The following is a 21,887-nucleotide window of genomic DNA, read 5'->3' on the forward strand; positions in this document are numbered from 1 at the left end:
TGTCTGGTCGAGCTGCCGGTCCTCAGTTCGGCTGGACGAAGACCGCGACGGTGCGGGCCGGCACCGAGAACGAGCTGCTGCCCGCGTCCCAGGCCGCCTGCTTGACGACGCTGTCGGCGCCCTTGGCCTGCACTGGGCTGAGCGCGACCGCACCGGTCAGACCGGGCACCTTCTGCGTCACTGCGTCGGGCGTCGCGTTGAAGACGACGACGGCGCCGCGCAGAGCCGGGTCGACGTCGGCCCCCTTCGTGTCGTCGATCCGCATGACGATGACGCCCTGCTTGGCATCGGCCGTGCCGGAGACCGGGAAGGTCACCTTGGCGTTGATGGCAGCGGCATTGCCGAGACGGAACAGCTTGGTGCTGAAGCGAAGTCGCAGCAGGTCCTGGGCCATCGCGTCGGCGCTGCGCACGTCGGCAGCGGTCGGCTTGAGGGCCGGGTTGGCGGAGCAGCGGCTTCATGAACGGCCACTTGGCGGAGTTCTGCTCCTGCGGCGGCAGGCCGTGGCCGAAGCCGTTGTCGGCACCGGTCCAGTCGAGCCGGTTGAACCAGTCGCCGCTGTCGTAGGAGTCACGGTTGAGCGACTTGCTGCGGAGCAGGTCGGCGCCGGCGTGCCAGAACGACGGCGTCTGCGCGAGCGCGGTCGTCGCGAGCGACAGGGTGTTCATCCGCACCCGGTCCTGCATCGACGTCGCCACCGGCAGCTTGTACGTCAGCGAGTCGAAGAGCGTCTCGTTGTCGTGCGCGTCGACGTAGCTGACGACCTCGTCGGGCTGGTCGGCGTAGCCCGCGCCCTCCACCACGACGCAGTTGGCCGACGCCTCGGGCGCCACGTCGTAGGCCTCGCAGAACGCCGCCGTGTCGGCGAGCGACGCGTCGATGGCCGCCACCCGCACGCCCGGCACGTGCTCGAGGGCCGCCGCCACGGGCGGCGCGAGCAGGTCGGGTCGGTCGATGGCGGCCACCCACGTCAGGTTTCCTTCGGCACTGGGCATGGCCCGAGCGTATGCCGCCCGCCCCGCCCCGCGCCCACGGGTCCGTGGCCGCCGGGCCCGCCTCACGGCATACGGCCTCGGCGGCCGCGACTGCGGCTCAGGGGCGCCAGGTGTCGTTGAGCGTCAGCGTCCCCGACGCCGGCACCGTGACCGTGCGGTTGGCCCCCGACTCCCACGTGACCGTGCCGGGGGAGTCCTTGCGGAGGTACTTGTACTGCACGACGGTCCCGGGCGTGAGGGCGACCGTGCGGCGCCAGACCGGGTAGGTCGCCGGGTCGAGCTTGAGAGCGGATGCCGGCGCCCACGCGCCGAGGGCCGCGTTGTCGCCCGCGACGTAGATGTCCTGGCCGACGGACGTCGTGGCGTTGACGCCGAAGCTCACCGAGGCCGTGGCCGGGACCGCCGAGGTGACGGCGCCGACGTGCAGGGCGATCGTCTCGTTGGCGCCGACCGTCGCGGTGAACGTCCCCGACGAGCCGACGGTGTACGTCGCGGCCGAGCAGGTGCCCGAGCTGACGGTGCCGTGGGTGACGTCGCAGTACGTGCCGGCGGGCAGCGAGGTCTGGAAGGTCGAGGTCACGGGGCCCGACTCGTGGTTGACGACGACGTAGCCCTTGGCGCCGCGGCCGAAGGCGATGGCGTTGTTGCCGTTGCTCCACCAGTTCGTCACGGCCGTGCCGGCGACGGTGTTGCGGAAGCCCACCATGCCGGCGATCTGGCCCCACGCGTGCTGGCACTTCCAGCCGTCGGAGTAGCAGGCGTTGACCGCGCCGCCGAGGGGCGGCCCGGCGTCGGCGTCGGTCCACTCGTAGCCGGAGAAGACGTTGGGGGCGCCGTAGGGCCAGGCCAGCATGAAGACGTTGGCGAGCGCGTAGGTCGCGCCCGCCTTGTAGTTCAGGGTCGAGCCGTTGCGCTCGGTGTCCCAGTTGTCGACGAACGTGCGGGCGTTGCCGCTCGCCAGGTAGCCCCACGAGGCGCCCCAGTTGCTGAGGTAGCTGAGCTTCTCGCTCGTGAAGACGCGCTTGAGGTCGTATGCCGCGCGGAACTCGTCGACGTCGCCCGACCCCGTGTACTCGGTGGGCTGCACGGCCTCGCCGGCGCCGTAGATCACCTCGTGGACCCAGAAGATGTTCGGGTTGGTCAGCTTGGCCTTGATCGCCGCGAGGTCGGTGACGGCGACGTGCTTGGCCGCGTCGATGCGGAAGCCGTCGACACCGAGCCCGATGAGGGTGTTGAGGTAGCCGGCGATCGCGCCGCGCACGTAGTCGCTGCCGGTGTCGAGGTCGGCGAGGCCGACGAGCTCGCAGGTCTGGACGTTGGTGCGGTCGGCGTAGTTGCTGATGTTCTGCCGGCAGGTGTGGAAGTCGCGGTCGGAGTAGACGCTGGGGTAGGCGTACTTCGTGTAGCTGCTGCCGGCGGTGCCCGTGCCGGAGCCGGCGCTCATGTGGTTGACGACGATGTCGGAGACGACCTTGACCCCGGCGTTGTGGCAGGCCGTCACCATGTTCTTGAAGGCGGTCTGGTCGCCGAGCCGGCCACCGATCTTGTAGCTGACGGGCTGGTAGGACGTCCACCACTGGGAGCCCTGGATGTGCTCGGCCGCGGGCGAGACCTCGACGAAGCCGTAGCCCTTGGGTCCGAGGACGTCGGTGCACTCGCGGGCGACGGCGTCGTAGCGCCACTCGAAGAGCGTCGCCGTGACGTCCTTGCTGCCGGGCGGGGTCGCGGCGGCCTGCTGAACGACGGCTCCGGGACCGCTCGTGGGGCCGGCGACGGACCACCCGACGGCGGCGACGGCGGCCAGGGCCCCCACGACGAGACGGGCGCGGTGCCGCGTCCGTCTCCGGGCCGGTGCTTCGACAGGCGGGACGGGCGGGGCGATCGGATCGGTCGGGGCCGGCGGAGCAGGTGGGACAGACGATCTGGGCAGGCGCATGCGGCATCTCCTCGTTGAGACGGTGCGGAAGGGTGCGACGGCATGGCCGTCACCTCATGGAAGTTCCTGCGATCGACTGCAAGAACTTGCGGCAGTCAACCGCCGCCCGGCACTCCCCGCAACCTGAAACCGCGCCCGCTCAGTGGGAGAGCTCGGCGACGACCGTCGCCGCCGGCACCGCCCGCGCCGACTGCCACCCGGTGCCTGCCCAGAGCGCGAGCAGGTCGGGCCGCTCGGCCCGGGCCGACGCCCGGCGCAGCGGCACGGTCAGGTGGTGCACCTCGGGGTAGGCGGCGGGGGCGTGCCCGTCGTGGCGGCGCAGGAACTCGGTCTCGAGGCCGCGTGCGAGCCGGCCCGAGTAGGCCCGGGTCACGGCGGTGCGCTCGTAGGCGGGGTCGGCGAGCGCCCGCCGGTAGGCCAGGCCGGTCCCGGCCTCCGGTGTCAGCAGCAGGGCGGTCCCGACCTGCACGGCGTCGGCGCCGACGGCCCTGACCTGCGCGGCCCGCTCAGCGGTCGAGATGCCGCCCGCGGCCACGAGCGGCACGTCCGTCTGCGACCGGACGGCCACGACGAGGTCGATGAGGTCACCACCCGAGGGCTGCTTGACCGGGTCGAGCGTGCCGCGGTGCCCGCCGCCGTCGGGCCCCTGGAGGCAGAGCCCGTCGACGCCCGCCGCCAGCGCGGCAGCCGCCTCGTCGACGTCGGTGACCGTGGCGACCGTCTCGATCCCGGCCCGCCGCAGCTCGCCGAGCACGGCCTGGCTCGGGAGCCCGAACGTGAAGGACACCAACGGGATTCGCTCCCGGACGACGAGGTCGAGCTTGCGCTCCCAGTCGTCATCGTCCCCCGGGCGCGCCTCCCCCGGCTCGACGCCCAGCTCCTGGGCGTCCCCCAGCAGCGACTCCCGGTAGGCCGCGACGGCGTCCGCGCGGGCCGCGCCGGTCAGCTCCCCCGACCCCACGGCATACGCATTCGCCTGCGCGGGCACGAAGAGGTTGACCCCGAACGGGCGGGACGACGCGTCCCACACCTCGGCGATCGCCGCCGCGAGCTGCGGCGCGGTGAGGTAGCCACCGGCCAGCAGGCCGAGGCCACCGCCCTCACCGACCGCGGCGACGAGCTCGGGTGTCGTGGGCCCCCCGGCCATCGGGGCGCCCACGACGCCGGTCTCGAGCGATCGCAGCAGCATGTCCGAGACGCTACTCCGCTCCCCCTCCCCGGCACAGGTGCCGGGCGACGGGTGGGGAAGGTCACCGCGGCCGGACGACCCGCCCCTCGTCCCACACCGGCTCGGTCGACTCGTAGACCCGGCCGTCGGCGCCGAAGACGAGGAAGCGGTCGAAGCCCCGCGCGAACCACCGGTCGTGCGTCACGGCGACGACGGTCCCGTCGAAGGCGTCCAGCCCCTCGCCGAGGGCCTCGGCCGACTGCAGGTCGAGGTTGTCGGTCGGCTCGTCGAGCAGCAGCATCGTGGCCCCCGACAGCTCGAGGAGCAGGATCTGGAAGCGCGCCTGCTGCCCGCCCGAGAGCGACTCGAACGTCTGCTCCCCCGACCGCGCCAGCTCGTAGCGGTCGAGCGCCCGGGCGGCCTGCTCGCGCGGACGGCCCTCCCGGTGCTCATCGCCGCGGTGCAGGATCTCGAGCAGCGTGCGCCCCATGAGCGACGGGTGCTCGTGGGTCTGGGCGAACCACCCCGGGCGCACGCGCGAGCCGAGGCGCACGACGCCCGAGTGCTCGACGGGGACCGGGCGCACGTCACCGACCGGCTGGTGCTCGCGCTCGGGGTCGGTGCCGCCGCACGCGAGCAGCCGCAGGAAGTGCGACTTGCCCGAGCCGTTGCTGCCGAGGATCGCGACCCGCTCGCCGTACCAGACCTCGAGGTCGAAGGGCTTCATCAGGCCGGTCAGCTCGAGGCCGGTCGCCACGATGGCGCGCTTGGCCGTGCGGCCACCGGTGAGGCGCATCTTGACCGACTGCGTCATCGGCGTCTCCTCGGGCGGCCCGGCCTGCTCGAACTTCGCGAGGCGCGTCTGAGCGGCCTGGTACCGCGAGGCCATGCCGTCGTTGTACTTGGCCTTGACCTTGAGCGTCTGGACGAGGGTCTTGAGCTTGACGTGCTCCTCGTCCCAGCGGCGGCGCAGCTCCTCGAGGCGGTCGTTGCGGTCCGAGCGGGCCTGCGCGTACGTCGAGAAGCGCCCCGGGTGCACCCAGAGCGTCGCGCCGGCGGCACCCGGCTCGAGGGTCGCGACGCGGGTGGCGACGCGGTCGAGCAGCTCGCGGTCGTGGCTGATGAACAGCACCGTCTTGGGCGAGGCGACGAGCGCATCCTCGAGCCAGCGCTTGGTCGGCACGTCGAGGTAGTTGTCCGGCTCGTCGAGCAGGAGCACCTCCTCGGGGCCGCGGAGCAGCGCCTCGAGGACGAGCCGCTTCTGCTCACCGCCGGAGAGCGTCGAGACCGTGCGCCACTGCGCCTGGTCGTAGGGGATGCCGAGGGCGGCGACCGTGCACTGGTCCCAGAGCGTCTCCTGCTCGTAGCCCCCGGCCTCGCCCCACTCGACGAGGGCGTGGGCGTAGGCCATCTGGTCGTCCTCGGAGTCGCGCTCCATCATGAGCAGCTCGGTGCGGTCGACCTCCTCGGCGGCCGTGCGGATGCGGTCGGGAGCCACCGAGACGAGCAGGTCGCGCACCGTCGTGTCGTCGCGCACCTTCCCGATGAACTGGCGCATGACGCCGAGGCCGCCGGAACGGGTCACCGCGCCCTCGTGCGCCGCGATGTCGCCGGCGATGATGCGCGTCAGCGTCGTCTTGCCGGTGCCGTTGGGCCCGATGAGGGCGACCTTGGCGCCCTCCCCCACCCGCACCGAGACGTCGTTGAGCAGCGGCCTGCCGTCCGGCAGGCTGAAGGAGATGGAGTTGACGTCGACGTGTCCCACGAGGGTCAAGCCTGTCGTATGCCGGGTGGCCGCGTCACGCGGTTAAGCGGCCGTACGGGGCTCACCCCCACGACCACGAGTCGAGGACGGCGCGGTAGACGCCGAGCGCCTCGGGGTGCGTCGGGTCGTAGGTCAGGCGGATGGCGTAGACCTTCTCGGTGTAGGCGACGACGTAGTAGACGTCGCGCACCTGCTCGGACTGGTCGACGACGAGGCCCATGGCGTGGTAGCCGGCGATGTCGCGCTCGGGGGCGGCCAGGGGCGTCCGGCCCTTGGCCGCGAACCCCGCCCGCAGGCCCTCGACGACCTCGGCCAGCGAGTGCGAACCGACCTTGATCGGCTGCTCCACCGCGATGAAGGCCCGGACCCCGTCGTCGTCGGGCTGCAGCAGGGTGTCGGGGCGGGGCTGGAGGTCACGTTCGGCCCGGCTCCAGCCGACCGGCTCGAGGTAGCTGTAGTCGACGCCCCGGACGCGGTCCTCGCTCATGGCCACCGGGGCGGTCTGCGCCGGCAGCTGGGCGATGCGGTGGCCGGCGCTGTCGGTCGTCGGCGCGGCCGACGTCGGCAGGTGCACGACACCGGTGTCGCTCGGAGCGGCCGGCGTCGTGGCGGGGTCGTCCGAGCAGCCGGCCAGACCCGCGGCCACCACCAGGGCGAGTGCCGGCAGCAGCGCCGCCGGCGTCCTCGGACGCCCGATCATGCGACTACGTCCACGCCCACGTCGAGAGGAGCTCGTCGAACTCGGCCATGGCGTGCGTCGCGTCGGCCTGCGAGGAGCTCAGGGTGAGCAGGTAGATCCGGCCCCCGCGCTGGACGCCGTAGGAGCGGGCGAGGACCTTGATGCCCCGCTGCTCGAAGGCCGTGGTGAAGCCGACGGCGGTGGCGCCGGCGACGGTCTTGTCCGGGGCTGCGGAGACGGTGCGGCCCGCGGCAGCGAGCTGCTTCCTGCCCTTGGCCAGCTCGTCGTCGAGCACCGACTGGTCGCCGTCCGCGGCCGTCACGACGAGGTTGTTGGCGAAGTCGCCGACCTTCTTCGACGACAGCAGCACGAGGTCGATGTCAGCGACGCCCTTGGCCTTATCGGTCGCCTCGGTCCACCCCTCCGGCGGCACGACGGTGAAGGCGCCGGATCGGCTCCGGACCTCGTCACCCTCGGCCGTCGGCGTGGTCGGCGTCGCGGACGACCCGGACGACCCGGACGAACCGGCCGGGGTGGTCGAGGCGCTCGACGAGGCGGCCGACGCCGGCGGCGTCGAGGCGGTGGTGTCCTTGGAGCAGCCCGTCAGCACGAGCGTGCACGTCAGGACGCCGACCGAGAGGACGCGGGTCGGGCGGGCCTTCATGCGGACGATCCAACCACAGCGGGTGCAGGCACGCCGGTCGGGTCTCGGGCCCGAGACATCCCCTAGCCATCTCCGAGGCATCCCCCAGTCATCTCCGGGGTATCCCCGGACATCGAGGGTCAGGCCGGAGGGCGCCGGGCCCTCGTGACGACGGCGCGTGCGGCGAGGTCCGCGTCGGCCGGGTAGACGACCTCCTCGAGGCTGAGGCCGTGCGGCGGCATGACGTGGATGCCGGCCCCGCGCTCGGCCCGTTCCTGCAGCGCCCGCGGCCAGTCGGCCGCCCGGCGCCCCTCCCCGACGGGGACGACCGCACCGACGAGCGAGCGCACCATGGAGTGGCAGAACGCGTCGGCCCGCACCGTGGCGGCCAGCACGCCGTCCGGCAGCCGGACCCACGAGAAGTCGAGCAGGGTCCGCACGGTCGTCGCGCCCTCGCGCTGGCGGCAGAAGGCGGCGAAGTCCCGCAGGCCGACGAGCGAGCCGGCTGCCTCGTCCATCGCCTCGACGTCGAGAGGGCGGCGCCACCACACGGTGTCGTGCCGGCGCAGCGGGTCGTGGACGGCATCGGCGTCGGCGATCCGGTAGAGGTAGCGACGCTCCGTCGCGGAGAACCGCGCGTCGAAGCCCGGCGGCGCCGGCTCGGCCCGGCGCACGACGACGTCGTGGGCCAGCACACCCCCGAGACGGCTGACGAGCGCGGCGCCCGGCGCGCGGTCCGACCGACCGGGCAGGGCGGCCCACGCCTCGGGGTCGAGGTCGACGTGCGCGACCTGGCCGCGCGCGTGCACGCCGGCGTCGGTGCGCCCCGCCACGGTCACCCGGACGGGGTCGGCGCTGCGCAGCACCGTGGTCAGGGCCGCCGAGAGCTCACCCTGGACGGTGCGCAGCGACGGCTGCGCGGCCCAGCCGGAGAAGGCCGTGCCGTCGTAGGCGAGGTCGAGGCGCACGCGCAGCGCCGGCTCACCGGTCTCGTGCGCCACGCCGGTCTCGGGCCGCTCGCCCGTCTCGCTGGTTCCGTCCACGGCGACCGAGCCTAACGGCGGCCCGGGCCGGGGCGAAAAGCGAGGTGGCCACCCCCGTCGTGCGGGGATGGCCACCTCGGATGGTGCTGTGTTCGTGCAGGGCTCAGGAGCCGGAGCCGGCCTTCGTGAAGCCGGCGGCCTCGGCGTCCTCGGCCGACTTGAACCAGAACTCGGCGACCGTCTGGTCGTACCACTGGCCGTCGGGCTCGTGGTACTTGCCGGAGTCGGCGTTGCCCTTGACGGTGTAGCCGTCCTCGGGCGACGAGCCGTCCTCGTTCGCGGCGACAGCGCCCTCGGGCACCTCGGTGGCCTCGGTGGCCTCGGTCGCGTCAGCGTCCTCGGCAGCCTTGGTCTCGGCAGCGGCGGCCTTGGCCTCCTCCTGCTTGGCGGCACGGCGGGTCGCGCCCTCGGCCTCCTTGACCGTCGCCTTCTTGGCCGACAGCGGCTCGCGGACGAGCTCGATGACGACCATGGGGGCGTTGTCACCCTTGCGGGCGCCGATCTTCGTGATGCGGGTGTAGCCACCCTCGCGAGCCGCCATGTCGGGGGCGATCTCGGCGAAGAGGCGGTGGACGACACCCTTGTCACGCACGACCGTGAGGACGCGGCGGCGGGCGTGCAGGTCGCCGCGCTTGGCGAACGTGATGAGACGCTCGGCGAGCGGACGCAGGCGCTTGGCCTTGGCCTCGGTCGTCGTGATCTTGTCGTGCTCGAAGAGCGACGTCGCGAGGTTGGCCAGGATCAGCCGCTCGTGGGCGGGGCCGCCACCGACGCGGGGACCCTTGGTGGGGGTGGGCATTTCGTTTCTCCTAGAAGTCCGACCAGGCCGTTCTCGAGCATGACGCCGAGGGCTCGGTCAAGAAGCGGTTGGTCAGAGACGCTCGTCCTCGACGAACGACTGGTCGTCGTCGTCGCTGTAGTCATCGTCGCCGTAGCCGTCGACCAGGGCCGACGGGTCGAACCCGGGCGGGCTGTCCTTGAGGGCCAGACCCATGCCGACCAGCTTGGCCTTGACCTCGTCGATCGACTTCGCACCGAAGTTGCGGATGTCGAGCAGGTCGGCCTCGCTGCGACCCACGAGCTCACCCACGGTGTGGATGCCCTCGCGCTTGAGGCAGTTGTAGGAACGAACGGTGAGGTCCAGGTCCTCGATCGGCAGGGCGAGGTCCGCGGCGAGCGCGGCGTCCGTCGGCGACGGGCCCATGTCGATGCCCTCGGCCTCGACGTTGAGCTCACGGGCCAGGCCGAAGAGCTCGACCAGCGTCTTGCCGGCCGAGGCCATGGCGTCGCGCGGGGTCATTGAGTTCTTCGTCTCGACGTCGACGATGAGCTTGTCGAAGTCGGTGCGCTGCTCGACACGGGTCGCCTCGACCTTGTAGGTCACGGTGAGCACCGGGCTGTAGATCGAGTCGACCGGGATGCGGCCGATCTCCTGGTCACCGGACTTGTTCTGCTGCGCCGAGACGTAGCCACGGCCACGCTCCACGGTCAGCTCCATCTCGAGCTTGCCCTTGTCGTTCAGCGTCGCGATGTGCAGGTCGGGGTTGTGCACCTCGACACCAGCCGGAGGCGTGATGTCGGCGGCGGTGACCGCACCCGGGCCCTGCTTGCGCAGGTACATGACGACCGGCTCGTCGTGCTCCGAGGAGACGACGAGGCCCTTGATGTTGAGGATCATCTCGGTGACGTCCTCCTTCACGCCCGGCACGGTCGTGAACTCGTGGAGCACGCCGTCGATGCGGATGGAGGTGACCGCCGCGCCCGGGATGCTCGAGAGCAGGGTGCGACGGAGGGAGTTGCCGAGCGTGTAGCCGAAGCCGGGCTCGAGCGGCTCGATGGTGAAGCGGCTGCGGTTCTCGACCACGACCTCTTCGGAGAGCACGGGACGCTGTGCGATGAGCACTGTTCAGTTCCTTCCCACGGGCGACCGCCATATGACGCCTCGTGAAACTGCCCGGTCGTGATCCGGGCGGGCCGGCTCGGCTCTGTCTGCGAGCCGACCCCAAGGGCAAGGGATCCCGTATGCCGTGAAGCGGGCTTCACGGCATACGACGGGATCCGATCCCCGAGAAGGCCAACCCAGCCGGGCGGGCCTTTCGGGGGCACTCGGGGGCGCAGGCCGCCAGCGGCCGTGAGCCCCCGAGGGCATCAGTTCTTCGAGTAGAGCTCGACGATCAGCTGCTCGGTGAGCTGCGAGTCGATCTGCGCGCGCACCGGGAGCTGGTGGATGAGGATCTGCAGCGAGCCCTCGACGACCTGCATCCAGGCCGGCACGGGACGCTCGCCGAACGTCTGGCGGGCCAGCTCGATCGGGAAGCTCTCGGCGGACTGCTTGCGGACCGTGATGATGTCGTACTGCTCGACGCGGTAGCTCGGGACGTCGACGCGCACGCCGTTGACCTCGAAGTGACCGTGCGTCACGAGCTGACGGGCGTGGCGGCGCGTGCGGGCCAGGCCCGCGCGGTAGACCACGTTGTCGAGACGCGTCTCGAGGATCTGGAGGAGGTTCTCACCGGTCTTGCCGGGGCGCTTCGCCGCTTCCTTGTAGTAGCGGACGAACTGCTTCTCCATGACGCCGTAGGTGAAGCGGGCACGCTGCTTCTCCTGGAGCTGGGTCAGGTACTCCTTCTCCTGGATCCGGCGACGGCCGTGCTGGCCGGGCGGGAACGGGCGGAGCTCGAAGTTCTTGTCGCCGCCGACGAGGTCCATCTTCAGGCGGCGGGACTTCTTGGTGATCGGGCCGGTGTAACGAGCCATGTCTCTAGTTCTCTCTCTCGCTCAGTGCCGGATCAGACGCGACGGCGCTTGGGCGGGCGGACACCGTTGTGCGGCGTGGGCGTGACGTCGCTGATCGCGCCGACCTCCAGGCCGGTGGCGGTGAGCGAACGGATCGCCGTCTCGCGGCCCGAGCCCGGGCCCTTGACGAAGACGTCGACCTTGCGCATGCCGTGCTCCATGGCGCGGCGGGCAGCAGCCTCGGCAGCCATCTGGGCGGCGAACGGCGTGGACTTGCGCGAGCCCTTGAAGCCGACCTGGCCGGCGGAGGCCCAGGCGATCACGGCGCCGGTGGGGTCCGTGATCGAGATGATCGTGTTGTTGAACGTGCTCTTGATGTGAGCGTGCCCGTGGGCGACGTTCTTCTTCTCCTTGCGACGAACCTTCGTCACGCGAGCCTTGGGAGGCATTTTTCTCCTACGTCAGAACTGAATGTCGGTGAGACGCGATCGCGGAAGCGATCAGCGTCAGCGGGCCTTCTTCTTGCCGGCCACGGTGCGCTTCGGACCCTTGCGGGTGCGCGCGTTGGTCTTGGTGCGCTGACCGCGCACGGGCAGACCACGACGGTGACGCAGACCTTCGTAGGAACCGATCTCGACCTTGCGGCGGATGTCGGCCTGCACCTCACGGCGAAGGTCACCCTCGAGGCGGTAGTTGCCCTCGAGGAAGTCACGAAGCGCAACGAGCTCGGTCTCACCGAGGTCCTTGACGCGGGTGTTGGGATCGACGCCGGTGGCAACCAGCGCCTGCTTGGAACGGGTGCGACCGACACCGAAGATGTAGGTCAGTGCGACCTCGACGCGCTTCTCGCGCGGAAGGTCGACTCCAACAAGACGAGCCATGTTGGGTGTCTCCTGATTTCTGTTTCGCGGAGGTCTGGAGCAGGTCACCGATCCGGGGTCAAGGCCCGCCACTCAGAAGGACGGGCCACCGGTCCCCGGCCTCCGTGCCGGGGGTGACGTCCTGCGCCGACACGACGGTCGGTCATCAGGGGCCGGGTGCTGCTTTCATTCACTTGTCTTGCGTGCTGTCGAAAGTCTGTCGACGGCGAGGGTGGTGGCTCTGCTCAGCCCTGGCGCTGCTTGTGGCGCAGGTTCTCGCAGATCACCATGACCCGACCGTTGCGGCGGATCACCTTGCACTTGTCGCAGATCTTCTTGACGCTCGGCTGAACCTTCATCTGCCTGCTGTCTTCAGATCGCGCACCCGTCACCGCGAGCCCCGGAGGGCACGTGAGGACCAGGTGCTTGGTTGTGTAATCGGGAGTTGGTGCCTCGCACTCGTCCCGGCCTGACCTCCCGCTCGCGCGGGCTGGTCACGGCCGACCCTGGTGCTCAGCGGTAGCGGAAGACGATCCGACCGCGGGTCAGGTCATAGGGAGAGAGCTCCACCACCACACGGTCCTCAGGGAGGATCCGGATGTAGTGCTGTCGCATCTTTCCCGAGATGTGTGCGAGCACCTTGTGACCGTTGGAGAGCTCCACCCGGAACATCGCGTTCGGGAGAGCCTCGACGATCGTGCCCTCGATCTCGATGACACCGTCCTTCTTGGCCATATCCTCCGTCTATCTGTAGCTGGCCGACTCGGACTGAGCCGGCCTTGGGGCGTGCCTTGGTGCCGTGCTCCAAGTCATTCTCGGGGCACAGGCGCGATGCAGGCGTCGAGGCACACGACACCCAACGCACAAGAGTACGCCAGATGGCACCGTTCCTGAAATCGACGGGGGCCGGGCCGCCCGCCCCACTCAGGCCTCGAGCTCGGCGCGACGCAGCCGGACGACCTGCTCGACGACCGGCTCGGGGAGCGGCTGGTCGACGGTGAAGCGGATGGTGCCCTTGCTCAGCGAGAAGCCACCGAGGTCGGGCGCGACGGCCTCGACGACGGCCGGGCTGAACGGGAAGAGCGAGAGGTGCCGCGCCGACGCGGTGATCCCGACGAGCGGCCGACCGTCCAGGCGCAGCGCAGGCATGCCGTAGCTCGTGCCCTCCTCCGCCTCGGGTGCGACCCGCCGCGCGACGTCCACGACGCGTTGCAGGGCCTCGCGCTGGTCGGGAGCGAGGCCGTCGAGGTAGTCACTGATGGTCCCCACCCACCCACGGTCCCACGACCACCGCGCCCCCGAGCCGGTTCGGGGCGTATGCCATGTGCCCGGGTGAGCGGCCGCGCACCGCGGCATACTGGCCGGATGACCGAGCCCGGCACCGACGCCCCTGCTTCGACCACGTCCGCGACGCCGCGGGAGCCTGCGGCCACGGCCCCCGACGACCACACCGACGTCGTCACCGCGCCGCCGGCCGAGGCCGAGAGCGTCGAGGCGTACTACGCGCGGATCGAGGCGGCGGCCGGCGAGGACGGCCGGCTGCCCGTGGCCGTCGAGGAGATGCCGGGCTGGGACATCTACCCGTACGAGATCGAGGGCCTGCGCCTCAAGCCCGTGCAGCCCCCGGTCGACGAGGAGCCGGCTCGGCGCGGTGAGCAGGCTGCCGACTGCTGGTGTGCCGGCGGCGTCCCCGATCCCGACGACCGGCTCGTCTGGTCCAACGCCCGCTGGCGGCTGACGCTCACCGTCGACACCGGCCTGCCCGTGATGCTCGTGCTCACGCCGCTGGCGCACCACGACCTGCCCTCCCTGCCGGGAGACCTGGCCGCCGAGATGGGCCAGCTCGTCGTCGCGGTGTCCGATGCCGTCGAGCACGTGCCCAGCGTCGGGCGGGCCCAGCTCGCGAAGTACGGCGACGGCGGGGCGCACCTGCACCTGTTCTTCCTCGGCCGTCCCGCGCGCCTGCTCCAGTTCCGCGGGTCGCCGCTCATCGACTGGGAGGAGAACCTCCCCCGCGTGCCCCTGGACGTGCTGCAGTCGAACGCCCGGGTGGTGGCCGAGCGCATGGTCGTCCACGTCGGCGGGACGCCAGGCACCCTCGGCCGATAGGCCGGACCTCGGCCGATAGGCCGGACCTCAGCCCGACCGAGCGGGGCGGGCGGGCTGGTGGCCGGGCCGCTCGAAGAAGAGGACCGCGACGACGCCGACGACGAGCACCGCGGCCGGCAGCATCATCGACTCGGACATCGCCGAGGCGAAGCCGTCGGCCACCCGGGCCGGCATGGCGGCACCCGAGGACTGCAGGCCGCCGAGGTCCCGCGGGATGCCGGGCAGGTCGGCCGTCAGGCGGGCCTGGATGACCGCGGCGATGGCCGCGCTGCCGAGGACCGCGCCGACCTGGCGGGTCGTGTTGTAGACGCCCGAGCCGGCCCCTGCCGACGACAGCGGCAGGTTGCGGGTGGCCGTCGCCCCGAGCGGCCCCCACATGAAGGCGTTGCCGACGCCCATGAGCGCCATCGGCAGCAGGAGCACCCACGTCTGCGTCTCGGGGTGCATGACGAGGGCGAGCCACAGCAGCGCCGCCGCCGTCAGGCCGATGCCCACCGCGGTGATGCCGCGCGGGGGCACGCGGTCGGACATCCGACCCGCCACGGGCGCCAGGCCGCCGGAGATGACCGCCATCGGGGCGAGCAGCAGCGCCGCCGACGTCGGCGAGAGCCCGCGGACGGCCTGGGCGTAGAGCATGAAGGGGAAGGCCATCGCGGTGATGGAGAAGCCGATCGTCGTGATCGCGATGTTGGCCAGCGAGAAGTTGCGGTCGCCGAAGAGCCCCAGCGGCAGCAGCGGCTCTCGAGTGTTGCGGGCCTGCCACCAGACGAAGGCGCCGAGCACGAGCAGGCCTGCGGCGATGAGCAGCGGCACCGAGATGATCCCGGTGATGGTGCCCCAGTCGTAGGTCTCGCCCTCCTGGACGCCGAAGACGAGCAGGAACATGCCGACCGCCGACAGGGCGACGCCCAGCCAGTCGAAGCGGTGGCTGTGCGTCTCGAGCCGCGGCACGAGGCGGGCCGCGAGCACGAAGGCGACGACGCCCACGGGGACGTTGATGAAGAAGATCCACTCCCAGCCGGGACCGTCGACGAGCAGGCCACCGACGACAGGGCCCACGAGGATCGCGACCCCCGCGGTCGCGCCCCAGAGCGCCATCGCCTGGCCGCGCGAGGCCGCCGGGAACGTGCGCGTGATGACAGCCATCGTCTGCGGCGTCAGCAGCGACGCGCCGAGGCCCTGCACGACACGGGCGACGATGAGCCCGGTGATGGTGCCGGTCAGTCCGCACCAGAGCGAGGCGGCGGTGAAGACGGTCAGCCCGACGAGGTAGAGGTTCTTCGGGCCGTAGCGGTCACCGAGCCGTCCGGTGATGAGCAGCGGGGTGGCGTAGGCGAGCAGGTAGGCGCTCGTGACCCAGATGACGCTGTTGACGTCGGTGCGCAGCCCTCGCAGGATCGCGGGCGTCGCGACCGACACGATGGTCGAGTCGACGAGGATCATGAAGAAGCCGATGACCATGGCCCACAGGGCCGGCCACGGGTTGTGCCCGTCCGGCACACCGCCCGGGACGCGCTCCGGGGCGGTCACCTCGCCGCTACCGGTCACGGGGGTGGTGCTCTTCTCGCCGGCCATGGTGGCCCCCTTCCGCCGCGTCGTGCAGCACCCTCGATTGTCCACCCGGGCACCGACAGCCGTCAGGAGCCGGCCGCACGCTTCGTCGGCAGCCCACGCCCGTCGGAGGGACGCGAAGGTCAGCGCCGCACGGCGCCGGCGTCAGGCGTACGACCAGCGCGTCGCGAGCCACAGCGGGTCGTAGCCGGTGAGCGGCACCATGCGCCACGTCAGGTCGGCGTCCGAGCTGCGCAGCCGGGCCTCGATGCGGAAGCGGTGCGGCGACTCGATGGCGATGACCTCGGCCCGGAACGTGTCCTCGTCGACCCAGCCCCCGCTCGCGACGACCGGCAGCGTGGCTCCCCCGGCGACGATCTCGCCCTCGCTCCACAGGCCCCGACCGACCGGCACCCGCAGCCACTCGCCGCGGCGGTTCAGCCCCAGCACGAAGTCGGCTCCGTCCCGCGTCACGGAGACCGCCGTGTAGTCGGCGGCCAGGTCGGAGGCGCTCGCACGGGAGAACTCGGCGTGGTCCGGTCCCAGCGCGTCGCCCGACATCGCGGGGATCTCGAGGCCGGCGAGCCGCTCGGCGAGCGCGCGGTCGGCGGCCTCCGACTCCCCCGACCCCGCCGGGCCGCCCCGGCCGATGGCCGGCACGAGGTGCTCCCACAGCAGGTCGAGGGTCGACTGCATGCGGGACTGCTCGGCCGTGATGGCGACGACCGTGTCGTGCTCCGGCAGCACGACGAGGAACTGGCCGTAGGCGCCGTCACCGCGGTAGCCCACGCGCTGCATCCAGAAAGAGTAGCCGTAGCCGCGGCGCCAGTCGTCGTCGGCGCCCGGGTCCTCGTTGAGCGGGCCGAAGGCGCGCGTGGCCTCCTCGACCCAGGCCTCGGAGAGCAGCTGCCGCCCCTGCCACCGCCCGCGGTCGAGGTAGAGCTGGGCGATGGAGGCGATGGCCTCCGTGGTCAGGTGCGAGCCGGTGAAGCCGAGCTCGCGGCCCGCGGGGTCGCGGTCCCACGGGATGTCGGGAAGCCCCAGGGGTGCCAGCAGCCGCGGGCGCAGCATCTCGGCGACGCCGACCCCGGCGACGCGGCCCACGATGACGGACAGCAGGTAGGTCGCGACCTGGTTGTAGGCGAAGACCGTGCCGGGCGTCCGGGTGGGAGTCGTCGCGAAGACCCGCGGCACCCAGTCGCGGGTGTCGCCGAAGTCGCTGCCGCTCATCCGGTCGAAGACCTGCGGCCACGCGTCCTGCTCGTGGCCGACCGTCATCGAGAGGCAGTGCCGCACCCGCACGTCGTCCCAGCCGGGCGCGACGGCGCTCCGGTCGAGCTCCGGGAAGTGGTCGAGCACGCGGTCGTCGAGCGACAGGCGCCCCTCCTGCACGAGGAAGCCGACGGCGGTGGCCGTCACCGTCTTGGAGAGGGAGTACGCGAGGTGGACGCGGCTCGCGGCATACGGCCTCCACCAGCCCTCCGCCACGACGTGGCCGTGGCGCACGACCATGAGGCTGTGCAGGCCGAGACGGTCGCGTTCCGCGGCGTCGACGAGGGCGAGGAGGCCGGTGGCGTCGACGCCCTGCGCCGACAGGGTGCTGCGGGGAAGGCTCACGAGCGCGAGGCTACGCTGCCGCGCCCCCGCGGTGGGCCTGCGGGTGGGGCGTCGCGTGAGGAGGTTGCGTCAGGCGGTCGCGTCGAGGGGGGCGTAGGCCGCCCCGACGGCCTCGAGGGCAGCCTTGCCTCCGTCGACGGCCGTGAGGATCCACAGGCCGTCCTGGCGCACGGCGACCGAGTGCTCCCAGTGCGCGGCGCGCGTGCCGTCGAGGGTCACGACGGTCCAGTCATCGGCGAGCACCTTGGTGTCGATCCCACCGAGTGTGATCATCGGCTCGATGGCGCCGGTGAAGCCGTCGACGAGCTTGGGGCCCGTCTCGCGCACGGCGTAGTTCGGGATCTGCGGGTCCATGTGCATCTCGGTGCCGATGCCGTGACCGACGTACTCGTCGATGACGCCGTAGACGCGGCCGTCGCGCTCGGCGGCCTCGTGGATGCTGGCCTCGACCGCGTCGCCGACGGCGTAGAGGCGGCCGCCGACCTGCATGGCAGCGATGCCGGCGTAGAGGCTCGCCTCGGTCGCGTCGATGAGGGCGAGGTCCTCGGGCCGGCCGGCCTCGCGGCCGCCGACGACGGCCGTGAAGGCCGCGTCGCCGTTCCAGCCCTCGACCTCGGCGCCGCAGTCGACGGAGACGATGTCGCCGGCCTCCAGCACGCGCGGGCCCGGGATGCCGTGGACGACCTCGTCGTTGACGCTCGTGCAGAGCGTGTGGCTGTAGCCCGGAACGAGCTGGAAGTTCGGGATGCCGCCGTTGCTGCGGATGTGCTCCTCGGCGAGGCGGTCGAGCTCGAGCGTCGTCATGCCCGGTCGCAGCTCCGCGGCCAGCAGCTCGAGGGTGCGCCCGACGAGCAGCCCCGCCTCACGCATGAGGAGGAGCTGCTCGTCGGTGCGGCCCTGGAGCCGGTTCCGGCGTCCGAACATGAATGGTCCTTCTGGGTGGCTGCGGTGTGGCGCAGTCGGGGCTCAGCCGTGCTGCGGCAGGGCCGCGATGACACGGTCGGTGACCTCGTCGACGGCGCCCATGCCGTCGACCTTGACGAGGAGCCCGACGTGCTCGTAGTGCTGCGCGAGCGGCGCGGTCTCCTTGCGGTAGATCGCCTGGCGCTCGCGGATGACATCCTCCGTGTCGTCGGCGCGCCCCTCGGTCTCGGCGCGCTTGAGGAGGCGCTGGACGATGGCGTCCTCGTCGACCTCGAGCTCGAGCACGGCGTCGAGCGCGTGCCCGTGGCGCTGGAGCATCGCGTCGAGGGCGTCCACCTGGCCCGCGGTGCGCGGGTAGCCGTCGAGCAGGAAGCCGTCGGTCGCGTCGTCCCAGGACAGGCGGTCCTCGACGATCTCGTTGGTGATGTCGTCGGAGACGTAGCCGCCCGACTTGATGATCTCGTCGACCTTGACGCCCAGCGGGGTCTGGTCCTTGATGTTGGCGCGGAAGATGTCGCCGGTCGAGATGGCCGGGATGCCGAGGCGCTCGGCGATCCGGGCCGCCTGCGTGCCCTTACCGGCGCCGGGCGGGCCGAGGATGATCAGTCGCATTAACGGAGGAACCCTTCGTAGTGACGCTGCTGCAGCTGCGCCTCGATCTGCTTCACGGTCTCGAGGCCCACACCGACGACGATGAGGATCGAGGTGCCACCGAACGGGAAGTTCTGGTTGGCACCGACGAGGACGAGGGCCACGAGCGGGATGAGCGAGACGATGGCGAGGTAGATGGCACCCGGCACGGTGATTCGGGTCAGGACGTAGTTGAGGTACTCGGCCGTGGGTCGCCCGGCCCGGATACCCGGGATGAAGCCGCCGTACTTCTTCATGTTCTCCGCGACCTCGGTCGGGTTGAACGTGATGGACACGTAGAAGAACGTGAAGAAGAGGATGAGGGCGACGTAGGTGGCCATGTAGATCGGGTGGTCACCCTTGACGAGGTTGTCCTGCACCCACTGCACCCAGCCGGGGTTGTTGCCGTCGGCGCGCGTGTTGAACTGCGCGACGAGGCCCGGGAGGGCGAGCAGGGAGCTGGCGAAGATGACGGGGATGACGCCGGCCATGTTGACCTTGAGCGGGATGTAGGTCGACGTGCCGCCGTACATGCGGCGTCCGACCATGCGCTTGGCGTACTGCACCGGGATGCGGCGCTGGGACTGCTCGACGAAGACGACCGCGGCGATGACGAAGATGCCGAGGAGCAGGATGCCCAGGAACGTGCCCCAGCCCTTGTTCTCCTTGATGCCCCACAGCGAGGCCGGGAAGCCGGCGGCGATGGAGGTGAAGATCATCAGGGACATGCCGTTGCCGACGCCCTTGTCGGTGATGAGCTCACCGAACCACATGATCAGGCCGGTGCCGGCCGTCATCGTCAGGACCATGATGAGGATCGTGACCATCGACTGGTCGGTCATGATCGTGTCGCACTGGCCGCCGAAGAGGCTGGAGGGGTTGCGAGCGAAGGTGACGAGCGTCGCCGACTGGAGGATCGCGAGGCCGATCGTCAGGTAGCGGGTGTACTGCGTCAGCTTGCTCTGACCCGACTGGCCCTCCTCCTTGAGCGCCTCGAAGCGCGGGATGACGACGGTCAGCAGCTGGATGATGATGCTCGCCGTGATGTACGGCATGATCCCGAGCGCGAAGACCGACAGCTGCAGCAGCGCGCCGCCGCTGAAGAGGTTGGCCAGGTTGAGGAACCCGCTCTGGTCGCCGGACTGGCCCTTGCTGGCCTGCAGACAGTTCTGCACGAGGCTGTAGCTGATGCCGGGCGTCGGGACGTGCGAACCGAGACGGAACAGCACGATGATGCCGAGCGTGAAGAGCAGCTTCTTGCGCAGGTCCGGGGTACGGAACGCGCGTGCGAAAGCGGCGAGCACTGGGTCCTCCTGGGGGGCCGCACGGTGGCGCGGCATAAGTCATGCAATCCGTGGAAGGTTAACGCAAAGGCGCAGCGCCCCGGGCCCCCACCGCGGTGGCCGACGTCACGTCGGCTCGCGGGTCGGGCGCCCGGGGCGCTGCTCACACGAGGTGTGTGGTGGTCACTCGAGGTCTGCTCGACGAAGGTCGATCAGCCTGCGAGGGCCGTGACCGTGCCGCCGGCGGCCTCGATCTTCTCCTTGGCGGAGGCCGAGAACTTGTGCGCCTCGACCTCGACCTTGACGGAGATCTCACCCGTGCCGAGCACCTTCACCGGGAAGCCGTCACGGACGGCACCCTTGGCGACGAGGTCGGCGACGGACACCTGACCACCCTCCGGGAAGAGCAGCTGCAGGCGGTCCAGGTTCACGACCTGGTACTCCGTGCGGAACGGGTTCTTGAATCCGCGGAGCTTCGGGAGGCGCATGTGCATCGGCATCGAGCCGCCCTCGAAACGCTCCGGGACCTGGTAACGGGCCTTCGTGCCCTTGGTACCACGACCGGCGGTCTTGCCCTTGGAGCCCTCACCACGACCGACACGGGTCTTGGCGGTCTTGGCTCCGGGGGCCGGACGCAGGTGGTGGACCTTGAGGGCGGACTCGCCCGACTTCTTGGCGTTCTCAGCCATGGTCAGTCAACCTCCTCGACGGACACGAGGTGCGTGACCGTCTTGACCATCCCGCGGATCTCGGGACGGTCCTCCTTGACGACGACGTCGCCAATGCGCTTCAGACCGAGGCTGCGCAGCGTGTCACGCTGGTTCTGCTTGCCACCGATCTCGGAACGGGTCTGGGTCACCTTGAGACGAGCCATCACGCACCAGCCTTCGCAGCCTGGGCCTCGGCGAGGCCGGCGGCACGGGCCTTGAGCATGGCCGCCGGAGCGACCTCCTCGAGGGTCTTGCCACGACGGGCAGCGACCGACTCGGGGCGCTCGAGCTCGCGCAGGGCCTGGGCCGTGGCGTGCACGATGTTGATGGCGTTGTCGGAGCCCAGCGACTTGCTGAGGACGTCGTGGATGCCGGCGCACTCGAGCACCGCACGCACCGGGCCACCGGCGATGACACCGGTACCGGGGGCGGCGGGGCGGAGCATGACGACACCAGCAGCCGCCTCACCCTGGACGGGGTGCGGGATGGTGCCCTGGATGCGCGGGACCTTGAAGAAGTTCTTCTTGGCCTCCTCGACACCCTTGGCGATGGCCGCGGGAACTTCCTTGGCCTTGCCGTAGCCGACACCCACCGTGCCGTCACCGTCACCGACGACGACGAGGGCGGTGAAGCTGAAGCGACGACCACCCTTGACGACCTTGGCGACACGGTTGATGGTCACGACGCGCTCGACGTACTGGTTCTTGTCGTCACGGCTGTCGCGGTTGTCGCGGCCGCCGCGGTTGTCACGGCGGTCTCCGCGCTCGGTGCGCTCGCCGCCACCGGCGGGGCCGGTGCCTCGACGCTGCTGTCCGGGCATCAGATGTTCCTCATCTCAACAATTGCGTTCACGAAGTTGCTCACAGGGACAGACCGCCTTCGCGGGCGCCCTCGGCGATCGCCGCGACACGGCCGTGGTACTTGTTGCCACCACGGTCGAACACGACGGCCTCGATACCGGCGTCCTTGGCACGGGCGGCCACGAGCTCGCCGACCTTCTTGGCCTTGGCCGTCTTGTCGCCGTCGAAGGCACGCAGGTCGGCCTCCATCGTCGAGGCCGAGGCCACGGTCTTGCCGACGGTGTCGTCGACGACCTGGACGAACAGGTGACGGGTGGAGCGCGACACGACGAGGCGGGGACGGACCGCGGTGCCGGCGATCTTCTTGCGACCGCGCACCTGGCGACGGATGCGGGCGGCAGCCTTGGACTTGCCGCGCTTGATGATCATTGCCATGGC

24 protein-coding genes and 1 pseudogene are annotated in these 21,887 nt (G+C 71.0%); 1 reads left to right on the forward strand and 24 read right to left on the reverse strand.

Features of this window, described 5'->3' with window-relative positions:
• Positions 1 to 22: 22 nt before the first annotated feature.
• The 15 genes and pseudogenes from IEY30_RS09145 to IEY30_RS09215 form a co-directional block, all read right to left on the reverse strand.
• Positions 23 to 791 (reverse strand): annotated as a pseudogene (locus tag IEY30_RS09145) (alpha-1,6-glucosidase domain-containing protein); the annotation flags it as partial.
• 301 nt (positions 792 to 1,092) lie between these two features.
• On the reverse strand, positions 1,093 to 2,808 hold the full coding sequence (locus IEY30_RS09150) for a carbohydrate-binding module family 20 domain-containing protein (protein ID WP_030194285.1): 1,716 nt from the start codon (positions 2,806 to 2,808) through the stop codon (positions 1,093 to 1,095).
• A gap of 262 nt (positions 2,809 to 3,070) precedes the next feature.
• A complete protein-coding gene (locus IEY30_RS09155) occupies positions 3,071 to 4,120 on the reverse strand; it encodes a nitronate monooxygenase (RefSeq protein WP_030194284.1) in 1,050 nt (349 codons plus the stop codon).
• Between the two features lie 61 nt (positions 4,121 to 4,181).
• Positions 4,182 to 5,864 carry an ABC-F family ATP-binding cassette domain-containing protein gene (locus IEY30_RS09160; protein WP_030194282.1) on the reverse strand — a complete coding sequence of 561 codons (1,683 nt, stop codon included), beginning with the start codon at positions 5,862 to 5,864 and terminating at the stop codon, positions 4,182 to 4,184.
• 61 nt (positions 5,865 to 5,925) lie between these two features.
• Complete coding sequence (locus IEY30_RS09165) at positions 5,926 to 6,564, reverse strand: hypothetical protein (RefSeq protein WP_030194280.1); 639 nt, start codon at positions 6,562 to 6,564, stop codon at positions 5,926 to 5,928.
• 4 nt (positions 6,565 to 6,568) lie between these two features.
• On the reverse strand, positions 6,569 to 7,207 hold the full coding sequence (locus IEY30_RS09170) for a hypothetical protein (RefSeq protein WP_030194278.1): 639 nt from the start codon (positions 7,205 to 7,207) through the stop codon (positions 6,569 to 6,571).
• A gap of 119 nt (positions 7,208 to 7,326) precedes the next feature.
• Entirely contained in the window at positions 7,327 to 8,160 is an 834-nt protein-coding gene (gene truA / locus IEY30_RS09175; RefSeq protein WP_030194276.1) for a tRNA pseudouridine(38-40) synthase TruA, read from the reverse strand.
• A gap of 172 nt (positions 8,161 to 8,332) precedes the next feature.
• Positions 8,333 to 9,028: a 50S ribosomal protein L17, sunset domain variant gene (rplQ, locus tag IEY30_RS09180; RefSeq protein ID WP_030194274.1), complete on the reverse strand. Its 696-nt coding sequence runs from the start codon at positions 9,026 to 9,028 to the stop codon at positions 8,333 to 8,335.
• A gap of 72 nt (positions 9,029 to 9,100) precedes the next feature.
• On the reverse strand, positions 9,101 to 10,132 hold the full coding sequence (locus IEY30_RS09185; RefSeq protein ID WP_030194272.1) for a DNA-directed RNA polymerase subunit alpha: 1,032 nt from the start codon (positions 10,130 to 10,132) through the stop codon (positions 9,101 to 9,103).
• A 245-nt stretch (positions 10,133 to 10,377) separates the two neighbouring features.
• Positions 10,378 to 10,986: a 30S ribosomal protein S4 gene (gene rpsD / locus IEY30_RS09190; RefSeq protein WP_030194270.1), complete on the reverse strand. Its 609-nt coding sequence runs from the start codon at positions 10,984 to 10,986 to the stop codon at positions 10,378 to 10,380.
• A gap of 32 nt (positions 10,987 to 11,018) precedes the next feature.
• Positions 11,019 to 11,414, reverse strand: a complete 396-nt coding sequence (rpsK, locus tag IEY30_RS09195) for a 30S ribosomal protein S11 (protein WP_020143208.1) — start codon at positions 11,412 to 11,414, stop codon at positions 11,019 to 11,021.
• A gap of 57 nt (positions 11,415 to 11,471) precedes the next feature.
• Positions 11,472 to 11,846 (reverse strand): 30S ribosomal protein S13, encoded by a 375-nt coding sequence (rpsM, locus tag IEY30_RS09200; protein WP_030194267.1) that lies wholly within the window; start codon positions 11,844 to 11,846, stop codon positions 11,472 to 11,474.
• 224 nt (positions 11,847 to 12,070) lie between these two features.
• Positions 12,071 to 12,184: a 50S ribosomal protein L36 gene (rpmJ, locus tag IEY30_RS09205; RefSeq protein ID WP_006592630.1), complete on the reverse strand. Its 114-nt coding sequence runs from the start codon at positions 12,182 to 12,184 to the stop codon at positions 12,071 to 12,073.
• Between the two features lie 154 nt (positions 12,185 to 12,338).
• Positions 12,339 to 12,560: a translation initiation factor IF-1 gene (gene infA / locus IEY30_RS09210; RefSeq protein ID WP_013493543.1), complete on the reverse strand. Its 222-nt coding sequence runs from the start codon at positions 12,558 to 12,560 to the stop codon at positions 12,339 to 12,341.
• 189 nt (positions 12,561 to 12,749) lie between these two features.
• Positions 12,750 to 13,094: an iron chaperone gene (locus IEY30_RS09215; RefSeq protein ID WP_030194262.1), complete on the reverse strand. Its 345-nt coding sequence runs from the start codon at positions 13,092 to 13,094 to the stop codon at positions 12,750 to 12,752.
• 96 nt (positions 13,095 to 13,190) lie between these two features.
• On the opposite strand from IEY30_RS09215, the gene IEY30_RS09220 reads away from it, so the two are divergent.
• On the forward strand, positions 13,191 to 13,934 hold the full coding sequence (locus tag IEY30_RS09220; protein WP_030194260.1) for a hypothetical protein: 744 nt from the start codon (positions 13,191 to 13,193) through the stop codon (positions 13,932 to 13,934).
• A 27-nt stretch (positions 13,935 to 13,961) separates the two neighbouring features.
• Here the strand turns inward: IEY30_RS09220 and IEY30_RS09225 are convergent, their stop codons facing one another.
• The 9 genes from IEY30_RS09225 to rplR form a co-directional block, all read right to left on the reverse strand.
• Positions 13,962 to 15,509: a DHA2 family efflux MFS transporter permease subunit gene (locus tag IEY30_RS09225; RefSeq protein ID WP_081920337.1), complete on the reverse strand. Its 1,548-nt coding sequence runs from the start codon at positions 15,507 to 15,509 to the stop codon at positions 13,962 to 13,964.
• Between the two features lie 141 nt (positions 15,510 to 15,650).
• Positions 15,651 to 17,102, reverse strand: a complete 1,452-nt coding sequence (locus tag IEY30_RS09230; RefSeq protein WP_052358320.1) for a serine hydrolase domain-containing protein — start codon at positions 17,100 to 17,102, stop codon at positions 15,651 to 15,653.
• Between the two features lie 69 nt (positions 17,103 to 17,171).
• The gene (map, locus tag IEY30_RS09235) at positions 17,172 to 18,026 is read right to left on the reverse strand and encodes a type I methionyl aminopeptidase (protein ID WP_030194255.1); all 855 of its coding nucleotides are present in this window, start codon (positions 18,024 to 18,026) and stop codon (positions 17,172 to 17,174) included.
• A gap of 42 nt (positions 18,027 to 18,068) precedes the next feature.
• A complete protein-coding gene (locus tag IEY30_RS09240) occupies positions 18,069 to 18,638 on the reverse strand; it encodes an adenylate kinase (RefSeq protein WP_030194253.1) in 570 nt (189 codons plus the stop codon).
• On the reverse strand, positions 18,638 to 19,960 hold the full coding sequence (gene secY / locus IEY30_RS09245) for a preprotein translocase subunit SecY (RefSeq protein WP_030194249.1): 1,323 nt from the start codon (positions 19,958 to 19,960) through the stop codon (positions 18,638 to 18,640). Before secY ends, IEY30_RS09240 begins: the two co-directional genes overlap by 1 nt.
• 191 nt (positions 19,961 to 20,151) lie before the next feature.
• Positions 20,152 to 20,628 carry a 50S ribosomal protein L15 gene (rplO, locus tag IEY30_RS09250; RefSeq protein WP_030194247.1) on the reverse strand — a complete coding sequence of 159 codons (477 nt, stop codon included), beginning with the start codon at positions 20,626 to 20,628 and terminating at the stop codon, positions 20,152 to 20,154.
• Between the two features lie 2 nt (positions 20,629 to 20,630).
• The gene (gene rpmD, locus IEY30_RS09255; RefSeq protein ID WP_020143226.1) at positions 20,631 to 20,813 is read right to left on the reverse strand and encodes a 50S ribosomal protein L30; all 183 of its coding nucleotides are present in this window, start codon (positions 20,811 to 20,813) and stop codon (positions 20,631 to 20,633) included.
• Positions 20,813 to 21,469 carry a 30S ribosomal protein S5 gene (rpsE, locus tag IEY30_RS09260; RefSeq protein ID WP_030194245.1) on the reverse strand — a complete coding sequence of 219 codons (657 nt, stop codon included), beginning with the start codon at positions 21,467 to 21,469 and terminating at the stop codon, positions 20,813 to 20,815. The genes rpmD and rpsE overlap by 1 nt, the downstream gene beginning before the upstream one ends.
• A gap of 40 nt (positions 21,470 to 21,509) precedes the next feature.
• Positions 21,510 to 21,884, reverse strand: coding sequence for a 50S ribosomal protein L18 (gene rplR, locus IEY30_RS09265; protein WP_030194244.1), 375 nt, complete (start codon positions 21,882 to 21,884; stop codon positions 21,510 to 21,512).
• Between the last annotated feature and the right edge of the window lie 3 nt (positions 21,885 to 21,887).

This window comes from Terrabacter tumescens, assembly GCF_014646815.1.
GTDB classification, from domain to species: domain Bacteria; phylum Actinomycetota; class Actinomycetes; order Actinomycetales; family Dermatophilaceae; genus Terrabacter; species Terrabacter tumescens.

Excerpts from the sequence above, each read along its gene's own strand:
- IEY30_RS09155 (WP_030194284.1), bottom strand. The coding sequence starts at position 4,120 with ATGCTGCTGCGATCGCTCGAGACCGGCGTCGTGGGCGCCCCGATGGCC.
- IEY30_RS09165 (WP_030194280.1), bottom strand. The coding sequence starts at position 6,564 with ATGATCGGGCGTCCGAGGACGCCGGCGGCGCTGCTGCCGGCACTCGCC.
- IEY30_RS09170 (WP_030194278.1), bottom strand. The coding sequence starts at position 7,207 with ATGAAGGCCCGCCCGACCCGCGTCCTCTCGGTCGGCGTCCTGACGTGC.
- rplQ (WP_030194274.1), bottom strand. The coding sequence starts at position 9,028 with ATGCCCACCCCCACCAAGGGTCCCCGCGTCGGTGGCGGCCCCGCCCAC.
- rpsD (WP_030194270.1), bottom strand. The coding sequence starts at position 10,986 with ATGGCTCGTTACACCGGCCCGATCACCAAGAAGTCCCGCCGCCTGAAG.
- rpsK (WP_020143208.1), bottom strand. The coding sequence starts at position 11,414 with ATGCCTCCCAAGGCTCGCGTGACGAAGGTTCGTCGCAAGGAGAAGAAG.
- rpsM (WP_030194267.1), bottom strand. The coding sequence starts at position 11,846 with ATGGCTCGTCTTGTTGGAGTCGACCTTCCGCGCGAGAAGCGCGTCGAG.
- rpmJ (WP_006592630.1), bottom strand. The coding sequence starts at position 12,184 with ATGAAGGTTCAGCCGAGCGTCAAGAAGATCTGCGACAAGTGCAAGGTG.
- infA (WP_013493543.1), bottom strand. The coding sequence starts at position 12,560 with ATGGCCAAGAAGGACGGTGTCATCGAGATCGAGGGCACGATCGTCGAG.
- IEY30_RS09220 (WP_030194260.1), top strand. The coding sequence starts at position 13,191 with ATGACCGAGCCCGGCACCGACGCCCCTGCTTCGACCACGTCCGCGACG.
- IEY30_RS09225 (WP_081920337.1), bottom strand. The coding sequence starts at position 15,509 with ATGGCCGGCGAGAAGAGCACCACCCCCGTGACCGGTAGCGGCGAGGTG.
- map (WP_030194255.1), bottom strand. The coding sequence starts at position 18,026 with ATGTTCGGACGCCGGAACCGGCTCCAGGGCCGCACCGACGAGCAGCTC.
- IEY30_RS09240 (WP_030194253.1), bottom strand. The coding sequence starts at position 18,638 with ATGCGACTGATCATCCTCGGCCCGCCCGGCGCCGGTAAGGGCACGCAG.
- rplO (WP_030194247.1), bottom strand. The coding sequence starts at position 20,628 with ATGGCTGAGAACGCCAAGAAGTCGGGCGAGTCCGCCCTCAAGGTCCAC.
- rpmD (WP_020143226.1), bottom strand. The coding sequence starts at position 20,813 with ATGGCTCGTCTCAAGGTGACCCAGACCCGTTCCGAGATCGGTGGCAAG.
- rpsE (WP_030194245.1), bottom strand. The coding sequence starts at position 21,469 with ATGCCCGGACAGCAGCGTCGAGGCACCGGCCCCGCCGGTGGCGGCGAG.
- rplR (WP_030194244.1), bottom strand. The coding sequence starts at position 21,884 with ATGGCAATGATCATCAAGCGCGGCAAGTCCAAGGCTGCCGCCCGCATC.